The following is a 15,873-nucleotide window of genomic DNA, read 5'->3' as shown; positions in this document are numbered from 1 at the left end:
GAGAGGAGTGCAGGTTCCAGTTAGTTTTGCGGAATTTCTTCAATCACCACCAGCCAGTTCATCTGATAGACTGGGGGAAGTTCTGCCGGGCTGCGTAACGGTGAAAGGTCGGCCTGGAGACCCTCGCTATGCACCGCCTGATCGGTGCCGGACTTCATGTCAAGCGGCCGCCAGGTCGTGCTGGTCCCAGAAAGGAGCGATCCCATCTGCCCATGATGCTCAAACGGCCGGGTAAAGGCCGTGGTGCCCACCCGCATCTCGGCCGCAAAGATAGACATGGGCGGGTAATAGACAGAACCTGCTGGCAGACCGGAGCCCGCGGGAGGAGCCGCAGCGGGCACAGCATTGAGGTCATCGCCAATGTAAACTCGCAGCGGAGCCATGATCGAGAGGCCTTGGGTGAAAGGGGTGAGGTCTTTCCCTTTTCTCACAATCACACACATGTCCACGGCGGTGGGTGGGGACGAAAAAGGTCGCACCGTCAAGGGATCCGCTGTGGGGGCCGTGGAAAAATGGTAGCTGTTGTTCACGGCCACCGTCGCCCCTCCCTTGGACTGCAACCAGGCATCCACCAGCGCAGGATAGAAGGTCACACAGGAGCGGTTGCTGTTGGTGAGTTCGGTTTGAAACGGCATCGCGTCCCCTCCCGCCTCCAGCAGGGTCGGCCAGTTCTGCCCACGCCGGAGAATCACCTCAGTGACCGCACCGGAGGGGTTCTTGAAACGCACCCGGAGCGTCACCGGCGTCTGGTCATCAATGCTCACCATCGCCAGTGCCTCGACCGACACTTTGCAGTTCCCGCCCCCGCCCACGTAGGTGTCCCATGTGGTCGGGGTGCCAGCGGGCCGGGTCAGGAAAGCGGGACCGGTGGGGATGGGAAAAAAGACCACCCGCCCGGAGTTCGCGGAAAGTGCCACCGGCAGCGTGCTGGTCCCCAGCTCCGCCTGCATCCGCTCCCGCACACCGAGTTTGTCAAAGTCATCGGTCACCGCCGTGCCGCCGAGGCTGGTGTTGCCCTCGATATCAATGGACCTCCGCCCTGCGACGCGGCTGGCTCCATGGGCGCCATTCATCCGCAGACTGTCGGCATACACGCCCCCGTCAATGGTGATGCCTGCACCCCAGGTCGTGCCGTCTGCATGACTCCCGATGTCGGCAAACGTGGCTGCCTCGATGGGAAGCTGCGAAGGCACCTCGTACAGGGAAAGGATGTAATTCTTTTTCTGCCCGACCTTCTTGCCGTAGCGGATGGAGAAGGCCCACCAGTTCCGCTTAGCCACAAACGGCGCTCCGGGGCTGGCATAGCCGAAGCGGATGTTGGGATAAGGGATCAGGTTGAAGCGGGGATACTTGGTGACGTCTGCGAGCAACCCGGTCGACTGGGTGGTGTAGATCTTGTCCAGATGCACCACGGGCCGCAAAGCGTCCACGTCCGCAAGCGACGAGGGAGCCTCCAGAAGCGGAGGCACCTTGCCCGCGAACTGGGGCCCCTGGAACACTGAGGCATACGCCGTGGTTCCAGGAGTCACACTTCCCGCCACGCCCGTGAGGGAGGTGATCCACCCTGCGGCTTCGGTGGTGGTGTGGTCGCCCACGTCGCCACGCCGGACGTTGGCCAGCCCCATGGCGGTGACGGCGACGTCCGGCAGGGACTTCTCCACCACGGCAGTGCGCAGAGCTTCGTCAAAAATGGCGCGCCATGTGTGATTTTCTGAGGACGCATAACCCGCCTTCATGCAGGCGATGGCTTTCTTCGGAAACACCGCTATGAGGGAGCGCAGCACTGCTTCCTCCCGCTCCCGATAGTCCTGGCGCAACTGAGCCTTGGCAGCCTGGTCACGACGCAGCAGGCTGGTGCGAAACACCATCGTCACCCCCAGAAGCATCAGCAGGGAGAAGGTGGCGACCATGGGCATCGCCGCAAACCCGCGCTGGAATGAACTGCGACAACGCCTGGTCATTGGCTTCCTCCATAGTAACTTATTTCCTCGCCACCCGCCCCTTTGAGGGTCACCCCCAGCACGCCCTCATTGCAGTGGAAGGTGGCACCGGCCAGCCCGGTGCAGACATTCCAGGAAAACTCCGAGCCATCCGCCCGCCTCGACCGGCAGACCAGAGACGTGCTGCCGCCCGACGTCTCAGCCGTGATCCACTGCTCGCGGGTCTCCCCGTTGGCCGCTTCAAAATAAAGCCGGGCTGCCTTCCCGTTCACCAGCACTGGGGGAGCACCGGTCAGCCCTCCCGCACGGGTCTCATAGACGAAGTAGTGATCCGCCTTCGCAAACAACCGGCCCACCAGATTTCCCACCTGCGGCGCGTCCGTGGTCAGGAATCCCTGCTGCCGGGCCAGATTCATGAAAGCAATGTGCTGCTGAAGCATCACCAGCATCGCCACTGCCAGAGCGAGCAGGATGCTCATCGCGGCAGAGGTCTCCAGCAGGCTGAAGCCAGCGTTTGACCTCCTGCCCGGAGTTCTGGGAGGGAGGCAGTTCATTGAACGCGGAGTGTGGAGCTGGATTTCACGTATTCCTTCTGTCCTACACGGTAGCGGAGGACGGAATAGAGCCGCCAGAGGGAGAGGCCAGCCTCGGTGTCGTCAGTGGGCGTGGCACTCACGCGGAACCGGGTGATGGTACCCGGGAGCGCGTTGCCTCCAGTCATCTTGCCAATCACCACACTCTTCCCGGTCGAGGGAATGCCCGCCGCCGCGTCCGGCCACAAGGAGGTCGCCGAGGTCAGGTCCGCAAACGGCACCCGGCGGGCCAACGCCTCCTCCTTGGTCAGCGCCGCGTCCGTGAGGGACTGCACCGAGGCCCATTGGTTCCCGGAAATAGACAGAAGCGACGACTTCATCAGCAGCAGAGCCAGGATGGCCGCCGCCCCCATGGCAATGGAAGCCTCCAGCAGGAGGCTGCCGCGGCACTGGCGCTGGCGCTGCCCATGAATAACCGTCTTCATGGCCCGGTGGCCGCCCCCTCAGCCGTGCTCAACTTGCCGCGGGAGGAGATGATGCGGTCCACTTCAAAGGTGATGACTTTGAGCCGCTCCGGCGCCCGGTTGAAGAAGGGAGACTCCGTCAGCACCTCCAGCGTGTAGATGCCATCCGTGGCGGTGTAGTTGGAGAGGGCGTTGACCGTGATGGAGAGCGTCTGGGGCACATCGGCCGCCTCCAGCGTTGTGTCAGGGTTGTAGTACTTGCCAACGCGGCGCTCGGTGCCGCCCACGATCGTGCCTTTCTTCCCCAGCACCGCCGTCCCAGAGTAGATCTGGGCATAGGTGCGTGAATCGGGATAGAGGTCTTTGAAGTTGAAGATGACCGCCGGAATCTTGTCGATGAAGACCTGCCCGGCAACGACGTTCTCAACAGTGACAGAGGGCACGGGCCATACCTGGAGCTTGGGCTGGGCCAGCACTGTATCGGGCACGCCGTCCGCAGCATATCTCACAAATGTGAAGACCTGCTCCCCGCAGCCGGTGCTGCGCGTGGTGGAGTTAAGTTCATGATACAGCGGGTAAAGCGTGAGGTTCACGTTCCCGAGATTGCCCTCATGCAGCATGTACAGATCCTTCCCCAGGCCGGAGTAGCTCTGGGCGTCATAGTTCCGGCCCTGAAACGAGAAATACACGGAATTCTCAGCCGGGTTGTTGCTGCCCCATACCAGGCCGCTGGTCTTCATCTTCAGACGATAGGGCCGGTCAGCCCGGGTGCGCCTCACGTAATTGGCGCTGGAGGGATCCCCGCGCACGTAACCGTCCTCACTAATGATTTCAAAGCTGGCGGTGGGTGTGTACGCACGAATCAGCTTGGTATCGAGGAGATAAACATTGGTGTCCCAGGCCGTGCCGCGGGCGAAAAGCTCGAAGATGTTCCCGTCTTCCGAGATGGGCAGCGGAGGGATGAAATTACCTCCGGTGGCGGACAGCGGAATGTCATAGATCATTCCGTTGGCCAGATTGGTCTCCCGCACCCAGGCCTGCTGGGCCGGAGCGGTCATCGCCAGACCCGCGAGGATCAGGCCGGTCAGGCACGCCAGCTTTATCATGGTTTTGCCTCCTGGTTCACGTTGGGCGTCCCGGTGCCCGATTTGGCTTTGCTGCTGGGTTCAGGCACGGGTTCGAGGATCGTAATGGGCCCTCCGCGATACACCGCCACCAGCACCCGGGAATCCTTGACGGTGGAAGCCAGCACCTTCTTCGCAACCTCTGCATTCCCCTCTGCCATGCTCAGTGGCACTTCCCACGCTCCCAGCCAGGCGGCATTGCGCTCAAGGAATGCCGGCCAGAAGGTGAAGGTGCCCACGGGTTTCTCCACCACGCGGTTTCGATAGCCAGCAGGAAGTTGCAAGACCGAACCAATGGGCACCACCGTGTGCTGCGCCCCGTCATACAGAATGACGGACTTCCGGTACAATGAGCTCTCCATCGACGGCCGGGCCGCCACCGGGGCCTGGGTGGTGGCCTTGGCCAGCATGGAGGACAGCGTGTTCTCCGGCTGGGCCAGTTTCTTGAGCTCCTCCTCCGTCACCACATCCCGGGCTTGGGTGGCGCTCGGCGGAGGTGGGCTCCCCCCGGAAGCGGAAGGCAGGGCCGGTATCTGCCCCAATGCTGCGGCACCGGCGAGACCCGCCAGCAGGCACGCCAGTCGAGTACCGTGCCTGGCAGAAAATTTGCCCCCGATAACTTTTGTTTTGCGCGGCATCATGGATGAATGGGTGGTCCCGTATCCAAAAGTGACTGAGCGCCTTAATCGCGCGTGATCGTGGCTGTGCCAGGCGGCTGCGTGCCAGCGGCCGTCAGCAACATGTCGCCGACGGCGAACTCAAGTTTTCCGACGGGAACGGGGGGAGCCACTTGGTGTTCGCCCAGGATGTTGAAGAATCCGTTGGGCTTGTGCGCGTTGCCCTGCCCAGCCCATTCCATGCTCACTGAGATGGGAGATGTCGTGGCCTTGTACACGGCTTGGGTGATCAACAAGGTTTTCAGCGGACTGAGATTAAAGTCCTGAACATCGCGAAATTCGATCTTGCCCACTTTCTCACCACCCACTGAGGTGGAAACCGTCGCGCTCAAGTGGAACTGGCCGCCATTGCCGTTGGTGCCCGAGTTGCCCGGAGCTCCCAAGGTGTCACCACGGGCTTCAATGCCCCGGAACACAAACCGGTAAGAGTTCGGGAGATCGTAGCTAACCTTGAACGGCACCTTGGTCGCAACGACCACGCCGACCGGCACACCTGGTCCGCCGAGCTGAATGTCCGCCATCGCCGGTCCGCTGAAGAGCGCCACCGCCGCCAATGCAAGCCAAGGATATTTTTTAGTCATAGCAGCCCAAGGTGTTGAATTTCACGGACATTTAGCACCCACACGAGTATCTGTAAATTATATAATTCCTATTATGTAATAAATGCCTAATGGTGCATTAATTATGGTTAACAGCACTAGTTCGACTAAAAATTACTGGGTCGATGAGCATAAAAAAGCCCTTCCTGCCAGGAGGCAGAAAGGGCTGAAAACCAAGTGGGACTAAGGCCCGCGCTGCGTCTAGCCGAGCTTCACTTCGCTGCGCTTCGCCAGGACCTCGGTGATGCCGGACCAGCCGCCTTCGCGCTGCAGCTGGAAGAGATTGAGGTAGAGCGCCACTTCCTCGGCAGGGTGGTTCTTCAGCATGGCGTCCACTCCAGCCTCGGCCTGCTCAGCGGTCAGTTCTTCTGGAAGATCATCCACCTGACCTTTGCCATCGTGCTTGATACCGGTGGCATCCAGGAAGGCGGTGAGCATCTCAACCTTGCCCTTCAGCAGCCAGAGCTGGAGGAGCTGTTCGGCCACGCCGTCAAAGGTCTTGGTCTTGATCTGCTCGATCAACCAGGCACCCTGCTCCTCACGGGACTTGTTCTGGAAGTACTGGGGGCGAAGCTTCTTCTGCTGGCCCACCGAATACAGCGCCGTGCGGAAGGCTTCACGGGTCTCCTTCTGCAAATAGGAAGTGATGTCCTTCTTCAGAGCGGGGCTCAGGGCGGCAATGATTTGGTGGGATTTCATGGGAACGCGAAAACGAAAAGAAAAGGGGCGGTCAGCTAACATCGCTGCCGGGTGGGTGCAAACCTTTTTAGGACGGCGTGCGCACGGACCACACCTTGAAGGCCTCCCCCGCGCCGTCCAAGCCAGCCACAAACTGGTCGGCTCCGCTGGTTTTGAGACGTTTCTCCAGGTCCGGCACCCAGTTCTGGAGGTAGACAGCCTGGGACACCACCTGGCCATCCCGCCATCCCAGCGCCTCGCCCCAATGGAGGAGATCGGAGAAATTTACATCGGCAGTGATGTCCTGACGCCCCATGTTCTGGTAGAGGTCCGCACCAGAGAGCCGCTGATGCAGCAAGTAGGCACGGAGGGTGCCCTGAGCACGGCGGTGGTAGAGACCCGGGGAACAGATCCCCATAGTCCACTGTGAGCATGGCTCCCTGCTGCCAAAGCGGGGCCCAGTTCTGCAACCAGAACTGAAAGGAACGGTGCAGCTCCACCCTCTGCCGGCGTTGGGGTGGAGGGTTCAGAGCGTGCCACTGCGTGAGGACGGCAAAGGCTCCCCTTTGCCCCGGAGGCAGCGTGAGAGCACGCAGTTCCTCCCGCCATCCTGACCGCTCTGGTGCCACCCAAACCTCTTGCCAGATCCCTCGCGTGGCCTCCCACTCCAGGAGTGTCACCGGAAAGGCATCCACCAGTTCATTGTGAAAGATGATCGCCTGGCCCCCGCAGGCCTGGAGCGCGCTTTCCATCGTCTCATGCCAGTGCACCTGAGCCCCTTTTAGCCGCTCCTGCTGACGGGCTTTCAAAATGGGCGACGTCTCCACCATGTGCCACGCGAGTTTCCTGCGCTGCCACCAGCCGAGGGCGTTCCGGACGGCAACTGACAGGGAACCATCGCCACCACCCACCTCAATGACGGCGCGCACGTCCTTCAATCGTTGCAACTCGCTGCCGATCCAACGGGCGATCCCCTCGCCCAGCAGGTTCGAGACCGTGGCCGAGGTGGCAAAGTCCCCTCGACGGCCCACGGTACGAATGCGGGCAGAGTAATAGCCCGTGTCCGGTGCGAACAAAGCCTGCTCCATCCAGGTGGAGAAAGGGCGGGCGGGATCATCGGAGGGCATCTCCCAGCAAAGCCCCGACAGGCTTGAATGGCAAGATCGTCACTTGTTCGTCACGTAGGATTCGACCACGAGACGCGATGCCGCCCACGTCCCCATGGTCAAAGCTCCGCGCCTGGCACCTCCTGCTCGGGCTGCTGCTGCTTCGACTCCTGTTTCTTCCCTTTTTCTGCAGCCTTTATGATCTGGCTGGGGACGAGAGCTACTACTGGGAGTGGGGCCGCCGCCCGGACTGGGGCTACTACAGCAAGCCCCCGCTCATCGGCTGGCTCATGGGGGTGGTGGGCTGGGCGAGTGGCAACCAGGAATGGGGCGTGCGTCTGGCCGCGCTCATGGTGGGCACCGGATCACTGACCCTGCTCTACCAACTGGGGAAACGGATGTTCAATGCGGAGACCGGTCTCCTAGTGTTGGCCCTGGCAGCCCTGACCCCGGCCAATGTCGCGCTGAACCTCTTCTTCACCATCGACTCGCCACTGGTGCTCCTTTGGTCAGCCGCGCTACTCGCCTTCTGGGGTGCGGTGCAGGGTCCGGAACGCTGGACACGTTGGCTGGTCCTCAGCCTCGTGATGGGTGTCGGCACGCTGAGCAAGCAGATGATGCTCGTCTTTCCCGTGCTCATGGTTCTCTTTGCCGCCCTCACCAAAGACGTCCGCCCCCTGCTCAAGAGGCCTGGCTTCTGGCTCAGCGTCGTGGGAGCACTGCTTTTCATGCTGCCGGTGCTGTGGTGGAATCAGCAACACGGCTGGATCACTCTGGAGCACACGAAACACCACTTCAACACCAAGGCACAGGCCGACCTGCTGGATCACCTGGTGCAGTTCGTGGAGTTTCCCGCCACGCAAGCAGGCCTGTTTACGCCGCTCACTTGGTTCGGACTGCTCACGGTCTCAGCCGCCGCCCTCTGGCAGTGGCGTCGACTGGGGATGAAGGAACGTCTGCTCGCCACTTTTTCCGCCCCGGCGCTGGTGGTCTTTCATCTGCTGGCCCTGCGGCAGAGCGTGAACCCGAACTGGCCCGCGGTGTACTACCTGGCCGCCATGGTGCTACTGGCCGCCACCTGGACCCGCGCCTCCACGGGCTTGACCCTCTGGCCAGGGTTCATGAAATTGCGACGCCCGGCCGTGGTCGTGGCCGCGGTTCTCACCGCTCTGGCCTATCTAGTCCCGATGGGTTTGTGGGCGACCCGCCGTACCGGCGACGACAAACTGGACCCCATGGCCCGCATTCACGGCTGGTCACCGGCTGGCGAGGCCGCAGGACGTTTCCTCGCCGCCTGCCCGCGACCAGAGCAGACATTTCTCTTGGCTCTAGGCCACCGTGAGAATGCCAGCCAGTTTGCCTTTTACACCCCGCAACATCCCCGCGCCTACCGCTGGCAGCCGGATGGGGTCATCGCCTCCCAGTACGAACTGTGGCCAACTCCCGCTGAGAGCGTGGGGCGTGATGCCCTGATCGTCCAGCCCTCCGAGAAGCCCCTGCCACGAAAACTGGAACGGAACTTCACCAAGGTGGAGAAGCTCGGAGAGATTCACGTGCCTCTCGGCACGACCGGTTCAAGGAAATGGCAGGTGTTTCTGGGAAGCGGACTGAAGGAGTGGATCGCCACCCCTTGAGCCAGATCAAGCAGTCCGACGACGGCGACGCATCAACAGCGCTGCCAGCCCACCTGCCAGAAGCATCGCCCGCCCGGGCTCCGGAACGACCGTGATGGAGACGTAACCCGTGGTGTAGAGCTGGGAGTAGTCCCAGGCCAAGCCTTCAGCCAGCACCGGCACGTCGAAGGTGGTGAACGCCCCGGTGTACTTCTGACCGTTGACGATCACATTCGTCCAGTCGATGAGCTGCCAGGAAGAACCCAGCGTCAGCTCCGTTGCGAGGTCGGTGGAATCCACGATCTTGAGCGTGCCTCCCAACGCAATGGGCGAACTGCTGGTGAGCCCCAGCGAGTCATTGTTCCCAATCGGGTTGACCCCGCCGTTGTTGCCGAAGATATCGAACTCCACGGTGCCGGAGAGCGTGATCACACCCGCGGCGCTGGTCACGAGCTTGAGTTGCTGACCGCTGGTGTTTCCCAGTTGCCCCACAGAAAGCGTGCCGCCAGATTTCACCGTGATACTGGACGGCTTGGATGTGGTCCCTACCGTGCCATTACCGCCAAGGCGCGCACCGCTGAGCACCGTGACATCCCCCAAACCCGTTGCAGAGCCACTCGTGTTGTTGGCCAGAAACGTGCCCTCCTTGACCGTGGTGCCACCGCCATAGGTGTTGTTTCCCGTAACCTCAAGAATGCCCTGGCCAATCTTCTGCAGGCTGCCGGAAGCGCTGCTGATCACTCCACTGAGTTTGCCGCCCACACCGGCCGCATTGGTGCTTTGCACGTCGATCACCTGGTTGCCATTGTTCAGGTCAATGTTGTTACGAAAATCAACTTGGTGATCGGCATACTTTGATCCCAGAATCAACTTGGCACCCGTCACCAGGAACCCTCCCGAGCCCCACGTGATGTTGGCACTGGCACTGCCGACAGTGGCATCCACCTTGATATCCACGAACCGGTCCGCACCGAAGGCGCTGAACCCGCCGCCATCTCCGGCAAAGAATCCAAACTTGCCGCTGGCGGCCGTGCTGCTCAAGCCCCTGGTGAAGTCCGTGCCGGTCAGCTCCAGGATGCCGCCATTGGAGAGGTTCAGGTAACCGGAGCCGTTGCCCGTCGTCACCGTGTTGCTGAGGGTCATCGCCGCGGCATCGCTGACGCGCACCACCACCCCTTCAACATGCGTGTTGCCATTGATGTTGGCCGCAGCGTTCAAGTCGATCAATCCCCCCTCGCCAATGAAGGCGATGGAAGAACTGGCCCCCGTGGAAAGCTTGGCGTTCAGAGTCAGCTTGCCAGTGCCATAGTGGTAGATGAAGAGGGCTTTGTTACCGCTGGCCTCCCCTTCGATGAAGCCAGTCTTGGTGACACTGCTGTCGTTGATGGTGAAATCCTTGTCGCCATCATACAACAGCCCCAGATCATTCAGTGAGAGCCGGAACCCGGCAAGGTCAAGGGATCCTGCACTATCCGTGGCCTCGACCCGCAAGGTACTGATCGAGACGTTGCCTGTGAGGGTGGTCAATGTCGAACCGGTCGTCGGTTTGATGCGGTAAGCGGTCGTCGCGGAACCCCCAGTCGTCGGCAGCGCGTTCACCGCGTTGAGCCGGATGATCGCACCCGTGGCGGAGTCTCTCGCGGCAAAGTCATAGCGCCCGTTGGCATCTTTCACGGTAAACGCCGCGAATCCACCGCCCGCAATCATGCTGGCCTGGGTGGCCCCATCAATGCCCTTTGACTCCAAGGTCACACCCGTGCCAGCCGGCGTGGTGAAGAATGCTGCCGAACTCGCAGCCGAAAGGTCAATGAGCATCACGCTCGTGCTGCCACGGGCCCAGGTGGACCCCAGGGTGAGAGAAGTGGAAGCTCCCACGACGAGCTTGTTGTAGCCGCTGTTTCCCGCCAGCGAGATGTTCCCCAGGGTAACAGTCCCGCCTTTCACCTCAACGGTACCACCATTGAAGTTAAGCCCGCTGGTGGTTGGCAACACCACCGCGCCGGAACTGTAATCCAGCACAAGGCGCCCGCTGCTCGCTGTGATGGTGCCATTGACCACGTTGGTGCCTTTCAAGGTGACCGTGCCGATCCCATCTCTGGTCAGGTTGAGGACACCAGGTGTCACGGAGGTCTGCACAATGCCGTCCGCCACCACAATGTCTCCCGCCCCGCCAAAGATCAGGGTCCGCGTGGTCCCCGTAGTGGCACCGTCGGAGATGGCATTCCCGCTCGCAACGTCCAAGGTCAGGGTATCGAGGTCGGAATTGATGCGTGTCCCACCGGTAATAGTGATGGCACCAGTCCAAGTGTTGTTACCTGAAACGTTGCGCAGAGCACCACTGCTGCTGACGCCGGTACCGATGATGGACAACGTTTCACCAGCGATGGTCAGCCCTCCGCTGAGTTGAAGCGCCGCACCAGTGCTCACCGTGGTGCCAGCCGTGGAAGTTCCCAATGCGTTGTTGTGACGCAGATCCAGTACGCCATTGCTCACGGTGGTCACCCCGGAGTAGGTATTGGCATTGCTGAGCGCCAGTGTTCCGGCACCCACCTTGGTCAGCGCCCCAGTATTGGCACCTGTGGCGACTCCGTCGTTGCTGACCGTCCGGTTGGCAATCACACCCGCGACCGTAAAGGTATTCCCTGCGGTCACTTCAATCACACCCGTCACCGCCCCACCGGCGGATGAACCAATGCCAATGCCACGATTTGCATCCAGCGTAAAAGTGCTCTCGGCACGCAGCCTGCCCCCGGTCGCGAGAATGATGGAATCCACTACCGACCCTTGCAAGATGCCAAGATTCTGATCGCGCAACACCGAGAGGGTGCCATTGGTGACCAAGGTGCGGCCTGTGTAGGTGTTGTCGGCCGTCAGCCGCAAGATAGAAGTGGCACCGCCTCCGGTATAGAACAGCCCCGCTCCGTTCGGGCCCGCATCACCCGAGTTGCTGATGACTCCTGAGATCGTGGCCGTGTTGGCGAGCACATTGAAGTTGCGAGTCGAACCATTGAGATTCAGACCATTGACCAGTTCCAGCGTGTTGTTTGCGGTCGAGGCATTGAGCACGAAGGTGGATGGATTAAAAAAGGTGCTGCCCCACTGCAGCGTAGCCCCCGCACCGCCGATGTTCACGGTCAGCGCCGCGTCGCGGGCGCTGAATCCACTGACTCCCCCCGTGATCTGCACCTGATTCACTCCGGTGCCCAAAGCTCTGCTAAAGGTCCCCGAAGTCTCAAGCACGCCACCACCCAACACCAGGTTCCCATCACCCAGCCCAAGCCCTTCCGAGGCGCGAAGCACACCTTCAAGCAAGTAGGTTGATCCCGTGTACGAGTTGTCCGCTGTGAGCACCAGCAGGCCTGTTCCCACCTTGGTCAGCGAAGTGGCGGAACCGTTGTCCACAATAGTCGAAGAAATGGTGAGCGCGTTGCCGGTGTTGTTTTGACTGACCAGCAGATCCCCGCCCGCTGATCCCCTCAATGTGCCTCCGGAGATCAAAGTGGCGTTGTTGCCCACATCACTCGTCACCAGGATCATCCCGCTGGCAATGGTCTGAGTGCCCGTGAGCGAGATGGTCCGCGCGGCAGCCTCTGCAAATCGCAAACTGTTGATCCCGGCATCCGCTCCACCAGTGGTCACATCACCCGTGACGTTCATGTTCTTTCCCGCATCCCAGGCAGTGGTGCCGGTGGCGGTGTAAGTGGCGGCCGTGATCACCCCTGGCTGCGCGGTCACAAAGTCTTTACGAGCATTCATGGTGGCGCCAATGAGAATGGCATCACTTCCGGTGCCTGAAACCGATGCCCCTGTTGGCGTGGTGCTGAAATTCACCGTGAACCCCACCTGGTTGCCGAAGTCCACATACCCTCCCGCGTTGCGCGTGTAGGCCGCGCCAGCACTGCCACTGAAGGTTAAGGTGTTCGTACCCGTGGCGGCGTTCGCCGACACCGTATTGGCGCCGACACTGACCACCAATCCAGACAAAGTTTGCGAATGCGCATTGCCCGCCGCCGCTGCGGCAAGCACCAAAGCTCCCGTTCCTTCAGAGCCTCCGAGCGTGATCGACGCAGCAGTGTTGACACGGTCAACCACGCCGTTGTTGGAAGTAGCGGTGGGGCTGCCAATCTGAAAAGTGCCTCCCGATACAAACACTCCGGAGGTGCCCATGAGGCGACCGTCCGTGCCCGTAACCAGGAGGCTCCCTCCCTTAACTATCGTCGCACCGGTGTAGGTATTGCTGGCAAGCAGCGAAAGCTGGCCCGATCCGGCCTTTACCAGACTGCCTCCACTGCCGACCACCGAGATTCCGGTGATGCTCGTGGTGCCGGAGATGATATTGAAGGTACGGGTGGCGGATCCCAGGGAAAGCTCGCTGATGGCGCTGCCGCTCGAGGTACCGCTCAGGGCGATGGTGTTGGTCCCCGTGCCGGTGAAGTCGCCATTGAGCTCAATGCGAGATCCCTTGTTCGACCCTGTTGCAGAATTGAACTGGATCGTCTGCCCACTCATGGAAAGACCGCCGGCACCGATACTAAGCGTTGTCACCGCCGAGGCACTGGATCCGCCAATCAGGATGTTGCCCCCGTCCGCAGCATTGATGCCAATGTTGGTTCCGGTGAGGGCCAACGAACCCGCCGCGAAAGTGCCTCCGCTGTTCACTGTCAACTTTGCGGTGCCACCGATGGATACGCCATTGCTAACCGTGACGACGGAGGTCGCGCCACCCGAGTTGCCGGTGCTGAAGGTGCCGCCCGTCATGCTGATGCTTTTGATCGTCTCGGTCCTCCCTCCGAAGGTGACGGTGCCTGAGGAAATAACCAAATCCGAGTTGTCGGCGACCTGGTTGTTCGCCAGCAGAGTCAAGGTCCCGCCGTTGACCAGGATGTTGCCCGTGACAGCCGTCACACCAGCCGTTTTGTTGAGTGTCAGGGTCCCTGCGGAGACGGTCGTCACACCGGTGAAAGTATTGGCCGATCCACCTGCCAGGGTCAGCGTGCCTGCTCCACTTTTGTTCAGACCCGCCGTCCCATTCAGCACCGATTCGATGGTCGCGCTGGCATTGGCGACGATGTTGCCGGAGGTGAGGTCCAGGGTGCCGCCCGTCAGGGTATAGGCTCCGCTCCCCGGAGCATTAAAGGTGAGCGACACTGCGGAGATGCCGACGCCCAGGGTGATCACCCCTGCCGCACCGGTCGCGGAACCAATCACCGCGTCATTGCCTGAGGACCAGGTGACGTTGGCAGCCCCGTTCCACCAGCGGCTGGCGTCCAGCCAGTTCAGCCCCCCTCCGTCTTGTGCCCCTGTAGTACCCGTGTCGGCGTCCCAGGTCAGGGTCGCAGCACGGAGACTGGGTTGCCCCATGCCGAGCAGCATGGCTGAGCAAAGGAGGAGGAACTTGGAGGAAGTCATGGCAGGGATGGGACGGACGGTGGAAACACCGGGAGATGTAGATGATTGTCCTCAGACGCCGGATTCAGCACACAACCCGAAAACAAGTGCCCCCCATCGTTTCAGAGGCGGCCACGACATTCCGCCTAAAGAAATTGCTCACCTTGTTTCTTGAAAGCCCCACTCAGGCGACAATCCCGGCCGACTGGACGGTCAGGATGGGCTTTTTTTCCGCATAGGTGGGTGTCACAACATCTTCAAAAATAACATCAAAATAAGTTGACCGAGTTATCCACTCCACTTATTCTCCGCCGACTTCATCCACGATTATGAACTCCAACTGGAACAGCCTCTATGCAACGCCCGCAGCCTCGTGGCTGACGCGTTCCGGCATGTTCCAGGCCATTCCGGTCGTCCGACTTGTCGTGCTCACCTGCGACGGTAGCAAACAGGCGGCACACGAAGGAACCGGCAGGCAGATTCAGATCTGATGGATTGATCCATAGTTTTTCTGAACCCTGCCCGCCCTCATAAGGCCGGCAGGGTTTTTTGTTTTCCGCCCTGTCTTTCCCCAAGATTACCCCCCCAGAACCAAAACCAAACCACTCTCAACCAGATCGGAGGCCCGCCTTCTTCTAAAACACTTTCCCACTTCCTGACAGGGTAGCCATCGTCCTGCCGCCAGCTCCAACTGACGGCGGGGCAAAACCCCGGTCACCAGCTCTATCCAGTCTCTCGCCGAGATTCCCAATGCCAGTGCGGCCATCAGGGTCGCCCACAAGCAACGGCTGTCAATGTTATTGTCCTTGTAACTTGGACGATAACATCAGGGGTAAGTCTGTGTCCATCTCCCACCCTGTCTTTATGCGCTTCAAACTTAGCGCCTGCCTCACTCTCCCGGATGCTTCCGGCCCCCTTTCCCTCCTCTCAACCTCCCCTCCCATGACTTTGAAACCCTTCCCCTCCGCCCTCGATCCAGGAGTTGTCAGACGCGTGCAGAACACGCTGCAGGATCTCGAGTTCCGCCGCGGTGTGCGCGTGCTCTACGCCTGCGAAAGCGGCAGCCGCGCCTGGGGATTCGCCTCCCCGGACAGCGACTACGACGTTCGCTTCCTCTATGTCCACGAGCGCGACTGGTACCTTTCCGTTGATGAAAAGCGCGATGTGATCGAGCTGCCCATCAGCGAGGAGCTGGACGTGAGCGGTTGGGAGCTGCGCAAGGCCCTGCGCCTGCTGCGCAAGAGCAACCCCTCCCTCCTGGAGTGGCTGCGCTCGCCGATGGTGTACTGGAGCGATCCCGCGTTCCTCGACCAGTTCCGCGCCCTCTCGGAGGAGTTCTACTCGCCCAAGAAGTGCTTCGTGCACTACCTGCACATGGCTTTCGGCAACTACCGCGACTACCTGCGCGGCCGCGACATGGTGAGCTTGAAGAAGTATCTCTATGTGCTGCGTCCGCTGCTGGCCTGCCGCTGGATCGAGCGATTCCAGTCCCCGGTCCCCATGCTCTTCCAGGAGCTGGTGGATGCCGTGCTGGATGAAGCTGACGTCCGCGAGGCCGTGGCAGAACTGGTGGCCCGGAAGCAGAGCGCTGAAGAGCTCTCTGTGGCCCCGCCGGTGGAGGTCCTGTCGCAGTTCGTGCAGCTGGAGCTGGTGCGTCTGGATGCCCTGAATCATCCCACGGATGTTTCGGGGGATGTGGACGAGCTTGATGCCTTCTTCCGCCTGCACGCCCTGGCCGCCTAGCTGCCGCC

At 61.1% G+C, this 15,873-nt stretch carries 12 protein-coding genes; 3 read left to right on the top strand and 9 right to left on the bottom strand.

What is annotated here, in order from left to right; translation table 11 throughout:
- Window positions 1-20 precede the first annotated feature (20 nt).
- The 8 genes from BV106_RS07890 to BV106_RS38180 all read right to left on the bottom strand — a co-directional run bounded on the left by BV106_RS07890 (window position 21) and on the right by BV106_RS38180 (window position 6,433).
- Window positions 21-1,916 carry a hypothetical protein gene (locus BV106_RS07890; protein ID WP_038162997.1) on the bottom strand — a complete coding sequence of 632 codons (1,896 nt, stop codon included), beginning with the start codon at window positions 1,914-1,916 and terminating at the stop codon, window positions 21-23.
- Between the two features lie 41 nt (window positions 1,917-1,957).
- The gene (locus BV106_RS07885; RefSeq protein ID WP_265595436.1) at window positions 1,958-2,494 is read right to left on the bottom strand and encodes a hypothetical protein; all 537 of its coding nucleotides are present in this window, start codon (window positions 2,492-2,494) and stop codon (window positions 1,958-1,960) included.
- Window positions 2,491-2,958 carry a hypothetical protein gene (locus tag BV106_RS07880; protein ID WP_038162990.1) on the bottom strand — a complete coding sequence of 156 codons (468 nt, stop codon included), beginning with the start codon at window positions 2,956-2,958 and terminating at the stop codon, window positions 2,491-2,493. Before BV106_RS07880 ends, BV106_RS07885 begins: the two co-directional genes overlap by 4 nt.
- Window positions 2,955-4,043 (bottom strand): hypothetical protein, encoded by a 1,089-nt coding sequence (locus BV106_RS07875; RefSeq protein WP_038162988.1) that lies wholly within the window; start codon window positions 4,041-4,043, stop codon window positions 2,955-2,957. The genes BV106_RS07880 and BV106_RS07875 overlap by 4 nt, the downstream gene beginning before the upstream one ends.
- Window positions 4,040-4,702, bottom strand: a complete 663-nt coding sequence (locus BV106_RS07870) for a hypothetical protein (RefSeq protein ID WP_265595435.1) — start codon at window positions 4,700-4,702, stop codon at window positions 4,040-4,042. The genes BV106_RS07875 and BV106_RS07870 overlap by 4 nt, the downstream gene beginning before the upstream one ends.
- Window positions 4,703-4,743: 41 nt before the next feature.
- Window positions 4,744-5,319, bottom strand: a complete 576-nt coding sequence (locus BV106_RS07865) for a hypothetical protein (RefSeq protein WP_038162979.1) — start codon at window positions 5,317-5,319, stop codon at window positions 4,744-4,746.
- Window positions 5,320-5,538: 219 nt separating this feature from the next.
- Window positions 5,539-6,036 carry a hypothetical protein gene (locus BV106_RS07860; RefSeq protein ID WP_038162972.1) on the bottom strand — a complete coding sequence of 166 codons (498 nt, stop codon included), beginning with the start codon at window positions 6,034-6,036 and terminating at the stop codon, window positions 5,539-5,541.
- A 67-nt stretch (window positions 6,037-6,103) separates the two neighbouring features.
- Entirely contained in the window at window positions 6,104-6,433 is a 330-nt protein-coding gene (locus tag BV106_RS38180; protein ID WP_038162968.1) for an SAM-dependent methyltransferase, read from the bottom strand.
- 786 nt (window positions 6,434-7,219) lie between these two features.
- On the opposite strand from BV106_RS38180, the gene BV106_RS07850 reads away from it, so the two are divergent.
- Window positions 7,220-8,755, top strand: coding sequence for a glycosyltransferase family 39 protein (locus tag BV106_RS07850; RefSeq protein ID WP_038162961.1), 1,536 nt, complete (start codon window positions 7,220-7,222; stop codon window positions 8,753-8,755).
- A gap of 6 nt (window positions 8,756-8,761) precedes the next feature.
- Here BV106_RS07850 and BV106_RS07845 read toward each other — a convergent pair whose 3' ends face one another.
- On the bottom strand, window positions 8,762-14,143 hold the full coding sequence (locus BV106_RS07845) for an autotransporter-associated beta strand repeat-containing protein (protein WP_038162958.1): 5,382 nt from the start codon (window positions 14,141-14,143) through the stop codon (window positions 8,762-8,764).
- A 308-nt stretch (window positions 14,144-14,451) separates the two neighbouring features.
- Here BV106_RS07845 and BV106_RS38175 point away from each other — a divergent pair, with 308 nt between their 5' ends.
- The gene (locus BV106_RS38175) at window positions 14,452-14,613 is read left to right on the top strand and encodes a hypothetical protein (protein WP_265595434.1); all 162 of its coding nucleotides are present in this window, start codon (window positions 14,452-14,454) and stop codon (window positions 14,611-14,613) included.
- A gap of 451 nt (window positions 14,614-15,064) precedes the next feature.
- A complete protein-coding gene (locus BV106_RS07840; RefSeq protein WP_051945386.1) occupies window positions 15,065-15,865 on the top strand; it encodes a nucleotidyltransferase domain-containing protein in 801 nt (266 codons plus the stop codon).
- Window positions 15,866-15,873: the final 8 nt, after the last annotated feature.

Origin of the sequence: Verrucomicrobium sp. BvORR106, from assembly GCF_000739655.1 — a bacterium.
In the GTDB taxonomy this organism is placed as follows: Bacteria; Verrucomicrobiota; Verrucomicrobiia; order Verrucomicrobiales; family Verrucomicrobiaceae; genus Verrucomicrobium.
Note: the sequence above shows the minus strand (reverse complement) of the source record. Positions and strands in the feature narration are given on the sequence as shown.

What these genes read in the sequence shown, in the direction of transcription:
- BV106_RS07890 (WP_038162997.1), bottom strand. Translation starts at nt 1,916, where the DNA reads ATGCCCATGGTCGCCACCTTCTCCCTGCTGATGCTTCTGGGGGTGACG.
- BV106_RS07885 (WP_265595436.1), bottom strand. Translation starts at nt 2,494, where the DNA reads ATGAACTGCCTCCCTCCCAGAACTCCGGGCAGGAGGTCAAACGCTGGC.
- BV106_RS07880 (WP_038162990.1), bottom strand. Translation starts at nt 2,958, where the DNA reads ATGAAGACGGTTATTCATGGGCAGCGCCAGCGCCAGTGCCGCGGCAGC.
- BV106_RS07875 (WP_038162988.1), bottom strand. Translation starts at nt 4,043, where the DNA reads ATGATAAAGCTGGCGTGCCTGACCGGCCTGATCCTCGCGGGTCTGGCG.
- BV106_RS07870 (WP_265595435.1), bottom strand. Translation starts at nt 4,702, where the DNA reads ATGATGCCGCGCAAAACAAAAGTTATCGGGGGCAAATTTTCTGCCAGG.
- BV106_RS07865 (WP_038162979.1), bottom strand. Translation starts at nt 5,319, where the DNA reads ATGACTAAAAAATATCCTTGGCTTGCATTGGCGGCGGTGGCGCTCTTC.
- BV106_RS07860 (WP_038162972.1), bottom strand. Translation starts at nt 6,036, where the DNA reads ATGAAATCCCACCAAATCATTGCCGCCCTGAGCCCCGCTCTGAAGAAG.
- BV106_RS38180 (WP_038162968.1), bottom strand. Translation starts at nt 6,433, where the DNA reads ATGGGGATCTGTTCCCCGGGTCTCTACCACCGCCGTGCTCAGGGCACC.
- BV106_RS07850 (WP_038162961.1), top strand. Translation starts at nt 7,220, where the DNA reads ATGCCGCCCACGTCCCCATGGTCAAAGCTCCGCGCCTGGCACCTCCTG.
- BV106_RS07845 (WP_038162958.1), bottom strand. Translation starts at nt 14,143, where the DNA reads ATGACTTCCTCCAAGTTCCTCCTCCTTTGCTCAGCCATGCTGCTCGGC.
- BV106_RS38175 (WP_265595434.1), top strand. Translation starts at nt 14,452, where the DNA reads ATGAACTCCAACTGGAACAGCCTCTATGCAACGCCCGCAGCCTCGTGG.
- BV106_RS07840 (WP_051945386.1), top strand. Translation starts at nt 15,065, where the DNA reads ATGACTTTGAAACCCTTCCCCTCCGCCCTCGATCCAGGAGTTGTCAGA.